Source organism: Devosia sp. 67-54, assembly GCF_001899075.1.
GTDB lineage: Bacteria > Pseudomonadota > Alphaproteobacteria > Rhizobiales > Devosiaceae > Devosia_A.
Map to the genome: position 1 here is coordinate 236,362 of NZ_MKVA01000005.1, position 13,653 is coordinate 250,014.

At 66.4% G+C, this 13,653-nt stretch carries 13 protein-coding genes; 6 read left to right on the forward strand and 7 right to left on the reverse strand.

Annotation, left to right across the window (positions count from 1 at the left end; translation table 11 throughout):
- Window positions 1-82 precede the first annotated feature (82 nt).
- Window positions 83-1,237, forward strand: coding sequence for a fumarylacetoacetate hydrolase family protein (locus tag BGO82_RS06180; RefSeq protein ID WP_291304689.1), 1,155 nt, complete (start codon window positions 83-85; stop codon window positions 1,235-1,237).
- A 154-nt stretch (window positions 1,238-1,391) separates the two neighbouring features.
- Window positions 1,392-2,831, forward strand: coding sequence for an aldehyde dehydrogenase family protein (locus tag BGO82_RS06185; RefSeq protein WP_291304690.1), 1,440 nt, complete (start codon window positions 1,392-1,394; stop codon window positions 2,829-2,831).
- Window positions 2,832-2,835: 4 nt separating this feature from the next.
- Here BGO82_RS06185 and BGO82_RS06190 read toward each other — a convergent pair whose 3' ends face one another.
- Window positions 2,836-3,900 carry a LacI family DNA-binding transcriptional regulator gene (locus BGO82_RS06190; protein ID WP_291304691.1) on the reverse strand — a complete coding sequence of 355 codons (1,065 nt, stop codon included), beginning with the start codon at window positions 3,898-3,900 and terminating at the stop codon, window positions 2,836-2,838.
- Window positions 3,901-4,097: 197 nt separating this feature from the next.
- On the opposite strand from BGO82_RS06190, the gene BGO82_RS06195 reads away from it, so the two are divergent.
- Genes BGO82_RS06195 through BGO82_RS06205 form a run of 3 tightly spaced genes read left to right on the forward strand, consistent with a single transcriptional unit; the run spans window position 4,098 to window position 7,642 of the window.
- The gene (locus BGO82_RS06195) at window positions 4,098-5,621 is read left to right on the forward strand and encodes a sugar ABC transporter ATP-binding protein (RefSeq protein WP_291304692.1); all 1,524 of its coding nucleotides are present in this window, start codon (window positions 4,098-4,100) and stop codon (window positions 5,619-5,621) included.
- Complete coding sequence (locus BGO82_RS06200) at window positions 5,618-6,625, forward strand: ABC transporter permease (protein ID WP_291304693.1); 1,008 nt, start codon at window positions 5,618-5,620, stop codon at window positions 6,623-6,625. Before BGO82_RS06195 ends, BGO82_RS06200 begins: the two co-directional genes overlap by 4 nt.
- A 57-nt stretch (window positions 6,626-6,682) precedes the next feature.
- Complete coding sequence (locus BGO82_RS06205) at window positions 6,683-7,642, forward strand: substrate-binding domain-containing protein (RefSeq protein ID WP_366246924.1); 960 nt, start codon at window positions 6,683-6,685, stop codon at window positions 7,640-7,642.
- A 73-nt stretch (window positions 7,643-7,715) separates the two neighbouring features.
- Here the strand turns inward: BGO82_RS06205 and BGO82_RS06210 are convergent, their stop codons facing one another.
- Entirely contained in the window at window positions 7,716-8,066 is a 351-nt protein-coding gene (locus BGO82_RS06210; protein ID WP_291304694.1) for a hypothetical protein, read from the reverse strand.
- A gap of 223 nt (window positions 8,067-8,289) precedes the next feature.
- On the opposite strand from BGO82_RS06210, the gene BGO82_RS06215 reads away from it, so the two are divergent.
- A complete protein-coding gene (locus BGO82_RS06215) occupies window positions 8,290-8,583 on the forward strand; it encodes a hypothetical protein (RefSeq protein ID WP_291304695.1) in 294 nt (97 codons plus the stop codon).
- Window positions 8,584-8,632: 49 nt separating this feature from the next.
- On the opposite strand, the gene hpt is transcribed toward BGO82_RS06215, so the two are convergent.
- The 5 genes from hpt to BGO82_RS06240 form a co-directional block, all read right to left on the reverse strand.
- The gene (gene hpt, locus BGO82_RS06220; RefSeq protein ID WP_291304696.1) at window positions 8,633-9,172 is read right to left on the reverse strand and encodes a hypoxanthine phosphoribosyltransferase; all 540 of its coding nucleotides are present in this window, start codon (window positions 9,170-9,172) and stop codon (window positions 8,633-8,635) included.
- A 91-nt stretch (window positions 9,173-9,263) separates the two neighbouring features.
- A complete protein-coding gene (locus BGO82_RS06225; RefSeq protein WP_291304697.1) occupies window positions 9,264-10,316 on the reverse strand; it encodes a mannonate dehydratase in 1,053 nt (350 codons plus the stop codon).
- A gap of 6 nt (window positions 10,317-10,322) precedes the next feature.
- Window positions 10,323-11,204: a carbohydrate ABC transporter permease gene (locus BGO82_RS06230; protein WP_291304698.1), complete on the reverse strand. Its 882-nt coding sequence runs from the start codon at window positions 11,202-11,204 to the stop codon at window positions 10,323-10,325.
- The gene (locus BGO82_RS06235) at window positions 11,201-12,112 is read right to left on the reverse strand and encodes a sugar ABC transporter permease (protein ID WP_291304699.1); all 912 of its coding nucleotides are present in this window, start codon (window positions 12,110-12,112) and stop codon (window positions 11,201-11,203) included. Before BGO82_RS06235 ends, BGO82_RS06230 begins: the two co-directional genes overlap by 4 nt.
- Window positions 12,113-12,173: 61 nt before the next feature.
- On the reverse strand, window positions 12,174-13,502 hold the full coding sequence (locus BGO82_RS06240; RefSeq protein WP_291304700.1) for an extracellular solute-binding protein: 1,329 nt from the start codon (window positions 13,500-13,502) through the stop codon (window positions 12,174-12,176).
- Window positions 13,503-13,653: the final 151 nt, after the last annotated feature.

Below are 13,653 nucleotides of genomic sequence, written 5' to 3' on the forward strand. Positions count from 1 at the left end.
CAAAAGGCTGATGCACGTGCCTCGCGCCCTGCTGGACAGTGCGGGCGGGGGCGGGTTAGGTAGCGCGCGCAAGGAAACTAACATGTCAGCACCCCTCGTTCCTCAAGACGGCCTGCTGCTCGGCCGCGCCCGCGTTCCCGGATATTCCTATCCGCGCCTGGTGACGGTGCGCAATGGACGCGTGCTCGACATCACCGCGCCGGGCCTCGCGACTTCGCGCGATATCTGCGAGCGCCCCGATGCGGCGGCCTATGTCGCCGGCGCCACGGGCACCGATCTCGGCGCGGTGGAGGCGGTGCTCGCGGCAAGCTGGGCGGACAAGGTCTCCGACAGCGCGCCGTCGCTGCTGTCGCCCATCGACCTGCAGGCGGTGAAGGCGGCGGGCGTCACCTTCGTCGTGTCGCTGCTCGAGCGGGTGATCGAGGAGCAGGCGCGCGGCGACAAGGCGCGGGCCGAGGCGCTGCGCGGCGAGATCACCGGGCTGATCGGCACCGATCTATCGAAGCTGGTGCCCGGCTCCGACACTGCGATGAAGGTGAAGCAGACGCTGATCGCGCGCGGCGTGTGGAGCCAGTATCTGGAAGTCGGCATCGGGCCGGATGCCGAGATTTTCACCAAGAGCCAGCCGATGTCGACCGTCGGCTTCGGCGCCGATGTCGGTATCCTGCCGATCAGCGAATGGAACAATCCGGAGCCCGAGGTGGCGCTGGTGGTGGCGAGCAGCGGCCGGATCGTCGGCGCGACGCTGGGCAACGACGTCAATCTGCGCGACGTCGAGGGCCGCTCGGCGCTGCTGCTGGGCAAGGCCAAGGACAACAACGCCTCGGCTTCGCTGGGGCCGTTCATCCGGCTGTTCGACGCCGGGTTCACGCTCGACGACATCAAGAGCGCCGAGGTGGCGCTGGAGGTGAAGGGCGAGGACGGCTTCGTGCTCGACGGGCACTCGTCGATGCGGCAGATTTCGCGCACGCCGGACTCGCTGGTGGCCTCGGCCATCGGCCGGCATCACCAATATCCCGACGGCTTCGTGCTGTATCTGGGCACCATGTTCGCGCCAGTGAAGGATCGCGGCGGCGCCGGCAAGGGCTTCACCCACAAGGGCAACGACATCGTGACCATCTCGACGCCGACGCTGGGTGCGCTTGCCAACCGCGTGCGCCTATCTACCGAATGTCCGCCCTGGACCTATGGCGCGAGCCATCTGATGCGCGACCTGGCGAAGGCGGGGCTGCTGTGAGATCGAACAGACCTCGCCCACCTACCGCGTGTCATCCCCCGCGAAAGCGGGGACCCATCGGCCCGCTGGCACAAGGTGTGAGTTGGGTCCCCGCTTTCGCGGGGATGACACTCTTAGTTTATGACCGGGCTCGTGGCCCGAAAGGATTTGCAAGATGGAAGACCTGCACAAGAATCTGATCGACGGCGAATGGGTCGGTGGCGAGGGCGTGCCCAACATCAATCCGTCCAACACCGACGAGGTGGTGGGCCTTTATGCCCGCGCCACGCTGGACGACGCGCAGCGCGCCATCGCGGCGGCGAAGGCGGCGTTTCCGGCGTGGTCGCGCTCGGGGCTATTGGAGCGGCACTCCATCCTGAGCAAGGCGGCGCATGAGATCATGGCGCGCAAGGAAGAGCTGGGGGCGCTGCTGAGCCGCGAGGAGGGCAAGACGCTGCCCGAGGGCATCGGCGAGGCGACGCGCGCCGGGCAGATCTTCGAATTCTTTGCCGGCGAGGCGCTGCGGCTCAGCGGCGAGACCATTCCGTCGGTGCGCCCGGGAGTCGGCGTCGAGATCACGCGCGAACCGATCGGGGTGGTCGGCATCATCACGCCGTGGAATTTCCCCATCGCCATCCCGAGCTGGAAGATCGCGCCGGCGCTCTGCTACGGCAACACCGTGGTGTTCAAGCCGGCCGAGCTGGTGCCGGGCTGCGCCTGGGCGATCGTCGACATCCTGCATCGCGCCGGGCTGCCCAAGGGCGTGCTCAACCTGGTGATGGGCAAGGGCTCGGTGGTCGGGCAGGCGATGCTCGACGCCAAACAGATCAATGCCTTCAGCTTCACCGGCTCGGTGGGCACCGGGCGGCGCGTCGCCGACGCCTCGGTCAAGGTGATGCGCAAGTTCCAGCTCGAGATGGGCGGCAAGAATCCGACCGTGGTGCTCGACGACGCCGACCTCAAGGTGGCGGTGGAGACGGTGGCGCAGTCGGCGTTCTTTTCGACCGGACAGCGCTGCACCGCGTCGTCGCGCGTCATCGTCACCGAGGGCATCCACGACAAATTCGTCGCGGCGCTGAGCGAGCGGGTGCGGGCCCTCAAGGTGGGCGATGCGCTGGAAAAGGGCATCGAGATCGGCCCGGTGGTCGATCCGAGCCAGCTCAAGCAGGACACCGACTATATCGAAATCGGCAGGCAGGAGGGCGCGAAGCTCGCGGCGGGCGGCGAGGTGCTGACGCTCAAGACGCCGGGCCACTACCTGCAGCCGACGCTGTTCACGGAAGCCACCAACCAGATGCGCATCTCCCGCGAGGAAATCTTCGGGCCGGTGGCGTCGGTGATCCGCGTCAAGGATTACGACGAGGCGCTGGCGACGGCCAACGACACCGAATTCGGATTGAGCGCCGGCATCGTCACCACCTCGCTCAAATACGCGACGCATTTCAAGCGCAACGCCGAAGCCGGGATGGTGATGGTCAACGTGCCGACGGCCGGCGTCGATTTCCACGTGCCGTTCGGCGGTCGCAAGGGCTCGAGCTACGGCCCGCGCGAGCAGGGCAAATACGCAGCGGAGTTCTTCACCCAGGTGAAGACGGCGTACACGGCGGCGGGCTAGTCCCTTACGACCGGCGGATGCGGGAAATCCTCAGGTCCGGCTCACCCGGCCCCAGGCGGGCGACGGAGTTGCGCAGGATCAGCTCGCTGCGCAGCAGGACTTCGCGCCGCTCGACCTCGCGGCCTTCGAGCATGGCCAGCAGCAGCGTCATGGCGGCCTCGCCGATCTTGGAGCGGGGCTGCTTCATGGTGGTGAGCGAGGGGTTGACGAAGCTCGCATAGGAAATGTCGTCGAAGCCCATCACCGAGAACTGCCGCGGCAGGTCGTAGCCGCGGGCGTTGAGGGCGATCATGACGCCGAGCGCGGTGGCGTCGTTGACGCACAGGAACGCCGTGGGCAGCAAATCGCGCACGAACATGTGCTCGGCCGCCTGGCGGCCGCTCTCGGTGGTGCCGTCGCCCTCGAGGATCAGCATCGGATCGATGGCGATGCCGGCGGCGCCGAGCGCGGCGCGGTAGCCGCGTTCGCGCACCTCGTTGACGAGGCGGCTGGCGGAGCGGCCGATGAAGGCGATGCGGCGGTGGCCCTGCGAGATCAGATGCTCGGCGGCGATGCGGGCGCCCTCGAAATTGTCGACGCCGACGAACGGCACCTGGTGGTGGTCGCCGGGAATGGGCTCGTTCACCGCCACCATCGGCGGCAGCCGGGCAGGGCCCTCGGTCTGGTAGCCGAAGGGCAGATGGCCGGTGAGCAGGATCAGGCCGTCGGCCTGGTTGGAACTGATGAAGCGCAGATAGTCGGTTTCGCGCGTGGCGTCGTTCTGGGTGTTGCCGATCAGCACGCCGTAGCCGCGCTTGCTGGCCTCGGTCTCGAGCCCGACGAGGATGTTGGAGAAGTTGGGGTCGCCCACGTCCGGCGCCAGGATCAGGATCATGTTGGCGCGGCGCATGCGCAGCGAGCGCGCCATGGCGTTGGTGGTGTAGCCGGTGCGGGCGATGGCGTCGTTGACGCGGCGGCGAGTGGCGTCGGCCACCTTGGCCGGCTCGTTGATGGCGCGGCTCACGGTGGCGATGGACACGCCGGCGATGGCCGCGACGTCTTCGATCGTGGCGAGTTTCTGCTGCAGCACCTGGTGCTCCGCCAGCGGCGATCCGGCTTGGCGTCGGGCTTTCCCCCTGCAGGCCGGTTCGGGCCGCGACGCTGGCGCAAACCTATACCTTTCGCCGGTTGTGTAAACCTTTACATGCCGTATGAAAACCTTTACATCTTTCCGCGGACGAAGATCGCAGGGTCAAAATGCGTCGCGTCCATGGGAGGCAGATCCGTATGTCCGGACCCGATGGCACCGCTGTGCCGCCGATCCTTGCGGCGAACAGGATCTCGAAGTCGTTCGGCGAAATCCCGGTGCTGTTCAGCATCGATTTCGACGTCCGGCCGGGCGAGGTGCATGCCATCATCGGCGAGAACGGCGCCGGCAAGTCGACGCTGATGAAGATCCTGTCGGGGTTCGAGCAGCCGACGTCGGGCACCATCACCTATGACGGCAGGGCGGTGACGCTGCCGCCCAATGGCGAGGCGGAAGCGCTCGGCATCGTGCTCATCCACCAGGAGCTGAACCTCGCCGAGCATTTGCGGGTGGTGGATTCGATCTTCCTTGGCCGCGAGCTCAAGCGCTTCGGGCTGCTCGACGGCCGGCAGATGCGCGACAAGGCGCGCGAGCTGCTCGAAACGCTGCATGTCGGCATCGATCCCAACGCCCGCATCGACAGCCTGACGGTCGCCGACCGGCAGATGGTCGAGATCGCCAAGGCGATCAGCCGCGACGCGCGGGTGCTGATCATGGACGAGCCGACGGCGGTGCTGTCGCTGGCCGAGACCGAGACGCTGTTCGAGCAGATCAAGCGGCTGACGGCGCGCGGCGTCGCCATCATCTTCATTTCGCACAAGCTCGACGAGGTGATGCGGATTTCCGACCGGGTCACGGTGCTGCGCGACGGGCAATTGATCGCCACGGTCGACGCCAGGGCGCTGACGCCGGATTCGGCGGCGCAGATGATGGTCGGGCGCGAATTGCACAATCTCTATCCGCCCAAGCACGAGCCGGACGTCGATGCGCCGGCGGTGCTGTCGGTCGGCCATCTCAGCGCGCGCGGCGTCGATGACGTATCGTTCGAGCTGAGGAAGGGCGAAATCCTCGGCTTTGCCGGACTGGTCGGCTCGGGGCGCACCGCGGTGGCCGAGGCGGTGGTGGGGCTCACGCATCGCAGCGGCGGCGAGATCAAGGTCAATGGCCGCGCCGTGCACTTCGCCAATGTGGCGCAGTCGCTGGCGGCGGGCATCGCCTACATGACCAAGGACCGCAAGGGCAAAGGCCTGCTGGTCAATATGGGGCTGCGGCCCAATCTGACTCTACTGACGCTGCAGCGGCATCTGCGCGGGCCGTTCCTCGACACGGCAAGCGAGGCGCGGGCGCTGGAGCGGGCGACGCGGCGCTTCGACATCCGGGCCCGCGACGCCTCGGTCAGGGTCGGGCAGCTTTCGGGCGGCAACCAGCAGAAGCTGATGCTGGGCAAGACCATGGAAAGCGAGCCCGACATCATCATCATGGACGAGCCGACGCGCGGCATCGACGTGGGCACCAAGCAGCAGATCTACCACATCATCGCGGCGCTGGCGGCCGAGGGCAAATCCATCATCGTCATCTCGTCGGAGCTGCAGGAGGTGATCGGCCTCAGCCACCGGGTGATGGTGATGCGGTTCGGCCGCATCGTCGGCGAACTGGTCGGCGACCAGATCACCGAGGAGCAGATCGTGCGGCACCAGATGGGCATCGAGGGGAAAGCGGCATGACGACCACGACCACCGGAGAGGCGACGGCGCAGCGGCGCCGGCCACGGCTGCGGCTCGGCGCGCTCGGGCCGCTCCTGGCCTTGCTGCTGCTGATGATCCTGGGCGCGTCGCTCAACGGCAATTTCCTCACCATCGCCAACATGGCCAATATCGTGGCCCGCGCCTCGTTCATCGGCATCATCGCCATCGGCGCGACCTTCGTCATCACCTCGGGCGGCATCGATCTGTCGGTGGGCTCGCTCGCGGCGTTCACCGCCGGCATGATCATCATCATCATCAATTCGCTGGTGGGGCCGCTGGGGCCGGGCTGGTCGTCGGTCGGCATCGGCATTCTGGCGGGTCTCGCCATCGGCCTCGTCGGCGGCGGCGCCAACGGTGCGCTGGTGACCATCGGGCGGATCGAGCCGTTCATCGTGACGCTGGGCACGCTCGGCATCTTCCGGGCGCTGATCACCTTCCTCGCCAATGGCGGCACGCTGAACCTCAACTTCCAGGCGTCCGACACCTATTCGCCGCTGTATTCGGGCAACGTGCTGGGCATTCCGCTGCCGATCGTGATCTTCGCGGTGGTCGCCATCATCGCCGAGCTGGCGCTGCGGCGGACGACCTTCGGCCGGCACATCGCCGCCATCGGCTCGAACGAGCAGGTGGCGCGCTATTCGGCGATCAAGGTCGATCGCGTGCGGCTGATGACCTATGTACTGCAGGGTCTCCTGGTGGGCGTGGCGGCGGCGCTCTACGTGCCGAAATTCGGCTCGGCCAACAGCTCGACGGCGGTGCTGTGGGAGTTGCAGGCCATCGCCGCGGTGATCATCGGCGGCACCACGCTGCGCGGCGGCTTCGGCCGCATCTGGGGCACCGTGGTCGGGGTGATCATCCTCGAGCTCATCGGCAACATCCTCAATCTGCAGAATTTGATCAGCCCCTACCTGAACCAGGCGTTCCAGGGCGCGATCATCATCGTTGCGGTGCTGCTGCAGCGGTCCCGCAAGACGACCAACTGAACCAGAGTTCTACCACGGCCCGGCGAAAGGGCCCCCAACGGGAGGAAAGACGAGCAAATGAACCTGATGAAGACCACAGCGCTGGCGGCCCTCGTCGTCGGCAGCCTGACCGTCGCGGGAAGCGCGATCGGCCAGGACAAGACCTACACCATCGGCGTCTCGGTGCCGACGGCCGACCATGGCTGGACCGGCGGCGTGGATTTCTTCGCGCAGCAGGCGGTCGACCGGCTGCAGAAGGCCTATCCGAACCTGAAGTTCGTCCTGGCCACGGCGCCCGATTCGACCAAGCAGGCCGCCGATCTCGAGGACATGGTGACGACCCGCAACATCGACGGGCTGGTGATCCTGCCGGGCGATCCGGACGCGATGACCGCCTCGATCAAGAAGGTCAAGGACGCCGGCAAATGGGTGACGGTCGTCGACCGCGCGCTCAGCCAGCCGGGCATCCCCGACCTCTATGTCGCGGGCGACAATCCGGGCCTCGGCGCCACCACGGCGGCGTACTTCAAGTCGGCGCTGCCCAACGGCGGCAAGGTGGTGGTGCTGCGCGGCCTGCCGATCCCGATCGACAAGCAGCGCTTCGATGCGTTCATGGAAGGCATCAAGGACACCAAGATCCAGGTGCTCGACAACCAGTTCGCCAACTGGAACCGCGACGACGGCTACAAGGTCATGCAGGACTTCCTGACCAAATATCCCGAGATCGACGCGGTGTGGGCGCAGGACGACGATACGCTGATCGGGGCGCTGAAGGCGGCCAAGGAAGCGGGACGTGACGACAAGATGTGGTTCGTCGGCGGCGCCGGCATGAACCAGATCGTCAAGATGGTGGCCGCCGGTTCCAAGCAGGTGCCGGTGGACGTCAGCTACAACCCGAACATGGTGGCCACGGCCATCGACCTCACGGCGCTGCACTTCGTCGCCAATTCGCAGGTCGACGGCACGATGATCATCAATTCGACGCTGATCACCAAGGACAATGCGGCGCAGTTCGACTATCCGAACACGCCGTTCTGATCGGCCGCGTTCGACGTGACATGAGGAAGGCCGCCCGGGCGATCGGGCGGCCTTCTGCGTCCGGGGCGGCGCCTTATCTGCCGGCCTTGCGGCCCTGCATTTCGGCCTCGAAGATGTCGCGGAGGTCGCCTGAGGCGGGGGTCTCGCTGGTGGCGCCGTCGGAGGAGACGCTGAGCGTTGCGAGGCCATCCAGCGCGCTCGCTTCGTCCTGGCCGAAAATGCTGCGGCTGAGGGCATCGGCGTCGACCTTCGGCATCGGCTGCGCGCTCACCGGGCCGGGCAGGCTCATCGGCGCGTCGCGGTTGAGCCCGCGGTCGGCCGGGCCGCGATTGCCGTCGACGGAGTCGGCGGCGAGCACCGGGCTGGCTGCCAGCGCCGCGCCAACCATCAGCAGGACGGCGATCGATCGAAGGTGAGAGGTCATCGTAGGCTCCATGTCAGCGCGATTGGCCGCGCGGTTGTGATGCCCATGAGACGGCAGGACGGGCGAAGTCCTTGGTGGTCGTGCGAAAATGCCCGCGAGCCGCTTGGAAGGCCGCCTTTGCGGACGCCAAAAGGTTCCATGACAAAAGCTTTAATCTCTGCCTCGAAACCACACGCGCAGTCGTCCGTTGCTCCCTCGAACCCCAAAATCGAGAGAGATGAACATGAAGACGATCATTTCAGCCGTCTGCATCGCAACCCTGTCGCTGGGCACCATGGCCGCAACGATGGCGCCGGTGCAGGCCGCGCCCTACGGCCGATCCTACGACCACTCGCACAAATGGCGGTTCGAGAAGCGCGGCAACTACGCGTACCTCAACGGCCATCGCGGCGACCGCCACCGCCATCCGGGCTGGCGTTACTACGAGGGCTATTATTTCCCGCCGGCCGCCTTCGTGGTCGGCGCCCTGATCTTCGGCGGCATCCTGGGCAGCATCATCGCCAGCCAGCACCACTAAGACCACAGACGAAGCCCAAACTCGACGGCGGCCCCAGGGCCGCCGCTTTCTATTTGAGGAAGCGCACGGCGCCGATATGGGGCAGGGTGCGGTTGCGCTGGGCGTAGTCGATGCCGTAGCCGACCACGAATTTGTCCGGAATCTCGAAGCCGATCCAGCGCGCCTTGACGTCGACCTCGCGGCGCGACGGCTTGTCGAGCAGGGCGCAGACCTCGACGCGGTTGGGATGGCGGGTGGCGAGGATGTCGAGGACGTGCCTGAGGGTGCGGCCGGTGTCGATGATGTCCTCGACCACCAGCAGGTCGCGGCCCTCGATCTCGCCGCGCAGGTCCTTGAGGATGCGAACCTCGCGGCTCGATTCCGTAGCGTTGCCGTAGGACGAGACTTCGAGGAAATCGACCTCGACCGGCAGGTCCAGCTCACGCACCAGATCGGCGATGAAGATGAAGGAGCCGCGTAGCAGCCCGATCACCACCAGCTTGTCGGTGCCGCGGAAATGCTCGGTGATCTCGGCCGCCAGCGCCTCGACGCGCGCGGCGATCGCCTTGGCCGAAATGAGCTGGTCGACGGCGTAGGGCTCGATGGGCATGGCGTGCTGACAAATTCCGGGCAGGATAGCGCCGCACTGGTAGCAGAGTCGCCGGCGCCGCGTCAGCCCGCGGCGCCGTGAGGCATGCCGGCTACTGGCCGACCTTGAGATACTCGCCCATGCGGATCAGGCCCTGCATGTAGCCGATGGCGTGGGCGCGGCCGCGATGGTTCCAGTCGCTGTCGTTGTCCATCTTGGGCACGTGGTCGTCGAGCAGGAAGCCGTCGAAGCCGTTCCTGGCGAGCAGCACCATCACTTCGGCCGGGTCGTAATTGCCGTCGCCGATGAAGCATTCGGTGAAGTTGGGAACGGTGCCGCGCACGTCGCGGAAATGGATGTAGGCAATAGCGCCCTTGGGCGCGAAATACTCGATCATCTCGGTGACGTTGGCCTTGCCGCCGGTCATTTCCGAGCAGCAGCCGAGGCAGAGGTCGAGGGCCCAGGCCGGGCTGCCGCCCGCCAGCTCGTGAGCGTGCTTGAAGCCCCAGGGCCGGTAGAACAGGCGGGCGACGCCGCCGAGCATCGGCACCGGCGGATCGTCCGGATGCAGGGCGAGGCGGATGCCCTCTTGTTCCGCCACCGGCAGCACCGCCTTGATGAAATACTCGTAATTGGCCCACATCTGCTCTTCGCTGATCACCGGGCCGTCCTTGCCGAAGAGCGGCATCGAGGAGGCGCGGCCGAGCGTCGTCGGCATGTAGGAGCGCAGAAGCTCGAGATTGCCGGCGTTGGCCTCGACCACCGCCATGTCGAACTGGCGGGCCACGGCGCCGCCACGGGTTTCCGCGGCGCGATCGGTGGTCCACACCGAATTGGGCATGAAATGGTAGCCGAGCACCGGCACGCCGGCGCGGGCCACGGCGCGGATGGTCGCCTGGTAGTTCTCGATCTGCTCGTCGCGGCCGTCGAGGCCCAGCATCACCTTGTGATAGAAATGCGTGGGGACGTTCTCGATGGCTTCGAATTTGAGGCCGTAGCTCTCGACCTTCTCGACCAGGGCGCGGACGTCCTTTTCCTCCCAGCGCGCGTCGCCGGGGAGAGAGGGGTTGTTCATCTGCAGGCCCGTGGCGCCGATCTGCGCGGCAAAGCGCAACCGCTCATCGGTCAGATCGTGAAACTGGCCCACCGCAACGCGGATCTTCATGTTGTCCTATCCTTTGACTGAACCGGCCGTCATGCCAGCGACCATGAAGCGCTGGGCGACGAAATAGAGGATCATCAGCGGCACCGACGACAGCACCGCGCCCGCCATCAGCGGACCCCAGGGCAGCACGTCGGAGGTGATGAGGTAGTTGAGCGCCAGGGGCGCCGTGCGCTGGCTGTCGGAGGTGATCAGCACCAGCGCCAGCAGCAATTCGTTCCAGGCGCCGGTGAAGGTGAAGATGGCGACGGCGGCGAGGCCCGGCGCCGACAGCGGCAGCACGATGCGAAGCAGCGCGCCGAAGCGCGTCAGGCCGTCGACCATGCCCTGTTCCTCGAGTTCGCGCGGCACCGAGCGGAAATAGCCCTGCAGCAGCCAGGTCGAAAGCGGCAGCGAGAAGGTGAGGTAGACCAGGATCAGCCCGAACAGCGAATTGCCGAGGCGGAGCTGCGCCATGACGATGGACAGCGGGATGAACAGCAGCGAGGTGGGGGTGAGGTAGGCGAACAGGATCAGCCGGCCGATGAGGCCGCGGAAACGGTAGCGGAAGCGCACCATCGAATAGGCGGCGAAGGACGAGATCAGCACCGAGATGACGGTGACCGTGGTGGCGACGATCAGGCTGTTCTTGACCGCGACGAGGAAGTCCTTTTCGAACAGCAGCGTGACGTAGTTGTTGAGCGTCGGCGCAATCGGGATGAGCGAGGGCTGGCGGAAGATCTCCTTGGGCACCTTCAGCGAGGTGGCGACCATCCAGTAGATGGGGAACAGCACCAGCAGCACGGCGAGCACCAGCGCCACATAGCTCAGGATGCGGCCGGTGAGGACCCGGCGGCTGGCGCGGCTGATGTCGCGGCTCGCGCTGCGGGCGGTGATGGCTTCGGCGGTCAATCTTCGTCCCTCAGCATCAGCGTGGTGGCGATGAGCACCAGCACGATCAGCACCGGCAGGGTATAGACCGACACCGCGGCGGCCTCGCCGAGGCGCTGCGTCTGCATGCCGAAATAGGCGAGCACCGGAAACACCATCGTGGCGTCGGACGGGCCGCCCTGCGTCAGCAGCCAGACGTTCTCGAAGCCGTTGGCGGTCCAGATCGAGGAGAGCAGGGTGGTGACGATGATCACCTGGCGGATGCCGGGGATGGTGACGGTCCAGAATTGCTGCCAGGCGGTGGCGCCGTCGACGCGCGCCGCTTCGTAGAGTTCCTTGGGCACCGCCTGCAGGGCCGCGAGGAACGACACGAACCAGAACGGAAAGCCGCGCCAGACGGTGGCGAAGATCACTGCCGGCATGGCGGTGGAGCGCTGGCCGAGCCAGTCGATCACGCCGGAATGGATGCCGGTGGCGGTGAGGATGAGATTGATGCCGCCGCCGATCGGCTGGTACAGCACGCGCCAGGTGAGGAAGGCGACGAAGGCCGGCATCGCCCAGGGCAGCATCAGGAACGAGCGGAACAGGCCGCGGCCCGGCAGGTGCTGGTGCACGAGCAGCGCCAGGCCAAGCCCGATGCACAGCTTCAGCCCGTCCGACACCAGCACCATCGTAATAGTGTTCCAGATGGACGAGACGAAGGTCGAGTTCTTGCTGAGATAGATGAAGTTGGCGAGGCCGATCCATTTGCCGACATTGCCCACCACCTGGTCGGTGAAGGAAATCCAGATGGCGAACAGGAACGGATAGGCGACGAGGCCGACGATCAGCAGCACCACCGGCGCCACCAGCAGATAAGCGAAGAGGGTCAGCCGCGAAACACCGCGGCGGGCCGGCAGGGCGCCTGGGGACTGGGTGATCTCGGCCATTCGTCCGCTGTCTGAGAAAAAGGGGCGGGCGGCCGGGAGGAGCCGCCCGCCTGGCCGTCGGCTATTTGTACTTGTCGTAGATGTTCTGCGCCTGCGCCTGCGCTTCATCCATCGCCTTGTCGAAGTCCCAGCCGTCGATCACCACGCGCTGCGCCATCTTGGGGATGATGAAGTTGGACGACATGTCGGCATAGGCGGCGTTGTAGACGTCGGGATAGGCCGGCGCCGTGCCGTTCTGCGCCAGGCCGAGCAGGCCGACGAGGATGGAGTTGGAGCCGTCGAAGGCCTTGAGCTTCTCCTGCGCCTTCAGCACCGGGCCGTAGATGGCGACGTTGAAATAGGCGTTCATGAAGTCGGGGTTCGACAGGTACTCGATCAGCGCCTTGGCCTCATCCTGCATCGGGCTCGCTTTCGGGATCACGCGCAGTTGCACGTCGATCGGCGAGACCACGCCCTTGGGGCCGCCGGGCAGCGCGGAGAAGGCGCTGCTTTCGAACAGGTCCGGGTCGTCCTTCTTGGCGGCGATGCCCACCGAGCCGGTGTTGGCAATGAAGGCGGCCTGGCCGGCGAGATAGGCCTGGTTGTCGCCGGCGCCGTCCCAGGTGGTGTTGCCCGGCGGGAACACGCCCTTGTCCCAGGCGTCCTTCAGCCATTGCAGATAGGCGCGCGTTTCCTCCGACTTGATGGTGACCTTCTTGCCTTCGTCGTCGGCGATGCGGCCGCCATAGGCCTGCATGACGTTGATCTGCACGTTGCCGTCGCCGACATTGGAGAGGGCGAGGCCGAGGCCGTAGACCGGCGGGGCGTTGACGGCGGCCGCCTGTTCGGCGAGCTCGGCCCAGGTCTTGGGCGCGTCCTTGAAGCCCTTGGGCTCGAGCAGGTCCTTGCGGCGCAACAGCAGATTGCCGTTGACGCCGAACGGGATGCCGATGCGGCCGCCGGCGGCAGCGGTGGTGTCGCTGGCCTTGTCGGTGCCCGGATACCAGCCGCCCTGGGCGTCGCCGATCTTCTTGTAGAGATCGTCGAGGGTGGTGAAGACGCCCTGCCGGCCGAGCAGCAGGCCGAGCCCGAGCCCGACGTCGAGCGCGTCCGGCATGGAGTTGGAGGCGACCGCCGCCGAGACTTTCTGCGTCGTCTCGTTCTGGTTGATCATCACCACCTCGGTGGCGACGCCGTTCTTGGCGCCCCAATCGTTGATGGTGTCGACCAGCAGCTTATTGGCGTCGTCGGAGAAGATCAGGCCGCCCCAATAGGTCAGCTTCTTGCCCTGGGCGCGCGCCGGCGCCGCCAGGCCCGCCCCAAGCGCGACGGCGGCGGTGCTCGCCGCGGCAGCGCCCAGCACCTTGCGCCGTGTCCAGGGCGTCAACTTGGACTTGTCTGCCTCACTCATGTGGTCTTCCTCCCTCGGTCGCACCCCGGCCGGCCGGCCTCTCGCCGGCATCCGCCCCTTGCCGGTTGGTTGCGCGCCACCAGTTGAAATATATTTATTGGGGCGATAAAGGCGAGGCTAAGGGCCGGTCCTAGCGATGTCAACGAGCTAA

Excerpts from the sequence above, each read along its gene's own strand:
- BGO82_RS06235 (WP_291304699.1), bottom strand. The coding sequence starts at position 12,112 with ATGGCCGAGATCACCCAGTCCCCAGGCGCCCTGCCGGCCCGCCGCGGT.
- BGO82_RS06240 (WP_291304700.1), bottom strand. The coding sequence starts at position 13,502 with ATGAGTGAGGCAGACAAGTCCAAGTTGACGCCCTGGACACGGCGCAAG.
- BGO82_RS06225 (WP_291304697.1), bottom strand. The coding sequence starts at position 10,316 with ATGAAGATCCGCGTTGCGGTGGGCCAGTTTCACGATCTGACCGATGAG.
- BGO82_RS06215 (WP_291304695.1), top strand. The coding sequence starts at position 8,290 with ATGAAGACGATCATTTCAGCCGTCTGCATCGCAACCCTGTCGCTGGGC.
- hpt (WP_291304696.1), bottom strand. The coding sequence starts at position 9,172 with ATGCCCATCGAGCCCTACGCCGTCGACCAGCTCATTTCGGCCAAGGCG.
- BGO82_RS06195 (WP_291304692.1), top strand. The coding sequence starts at position 4,098 with ATGTCCGGACCCGATGGCACCGCTGTGCCGCCGATCCTTGCGGCGAAC.
- BGO82_RS06210 (WP_291304694.1), bottom strand. The coding sequence starts at position 8,066 with ATGACCTCTCACCTTCGATCGATCGCCGTCCTGCTGATGGTTGGCGCG.
- BGO82_RS06185 (WP_291304690.1), top strand. The coding sequence starts at position 1,392 with ATGGAAGACCTGCACAAGAATCTGATCGACGGCGAATGGGTCGGTGGC.
- BGO82_RS06200 (WP_291304693.1), top strand. The coding sequence starts at position 5,618 with ATGACGACCACGACCACCGGAGAGGCGACGGCGCAGCGGCGCCGGCCA.
- BGO82_RS06180 (WP_291304689.1), top strand. The coding sequence starts at position 83 with ATGTCAGCACCCCTCGTTCCTCAAGACGGCCTGCTGCTCGGCCGCGCC.
- BGO82_RS06205 (WP_366246924.1), top strand. The coding sequence starts at position 6,683 with ATGAACCTGATGAAGACCACAGCGCTGGCGGCCCTCGTCGTCGGCAGC.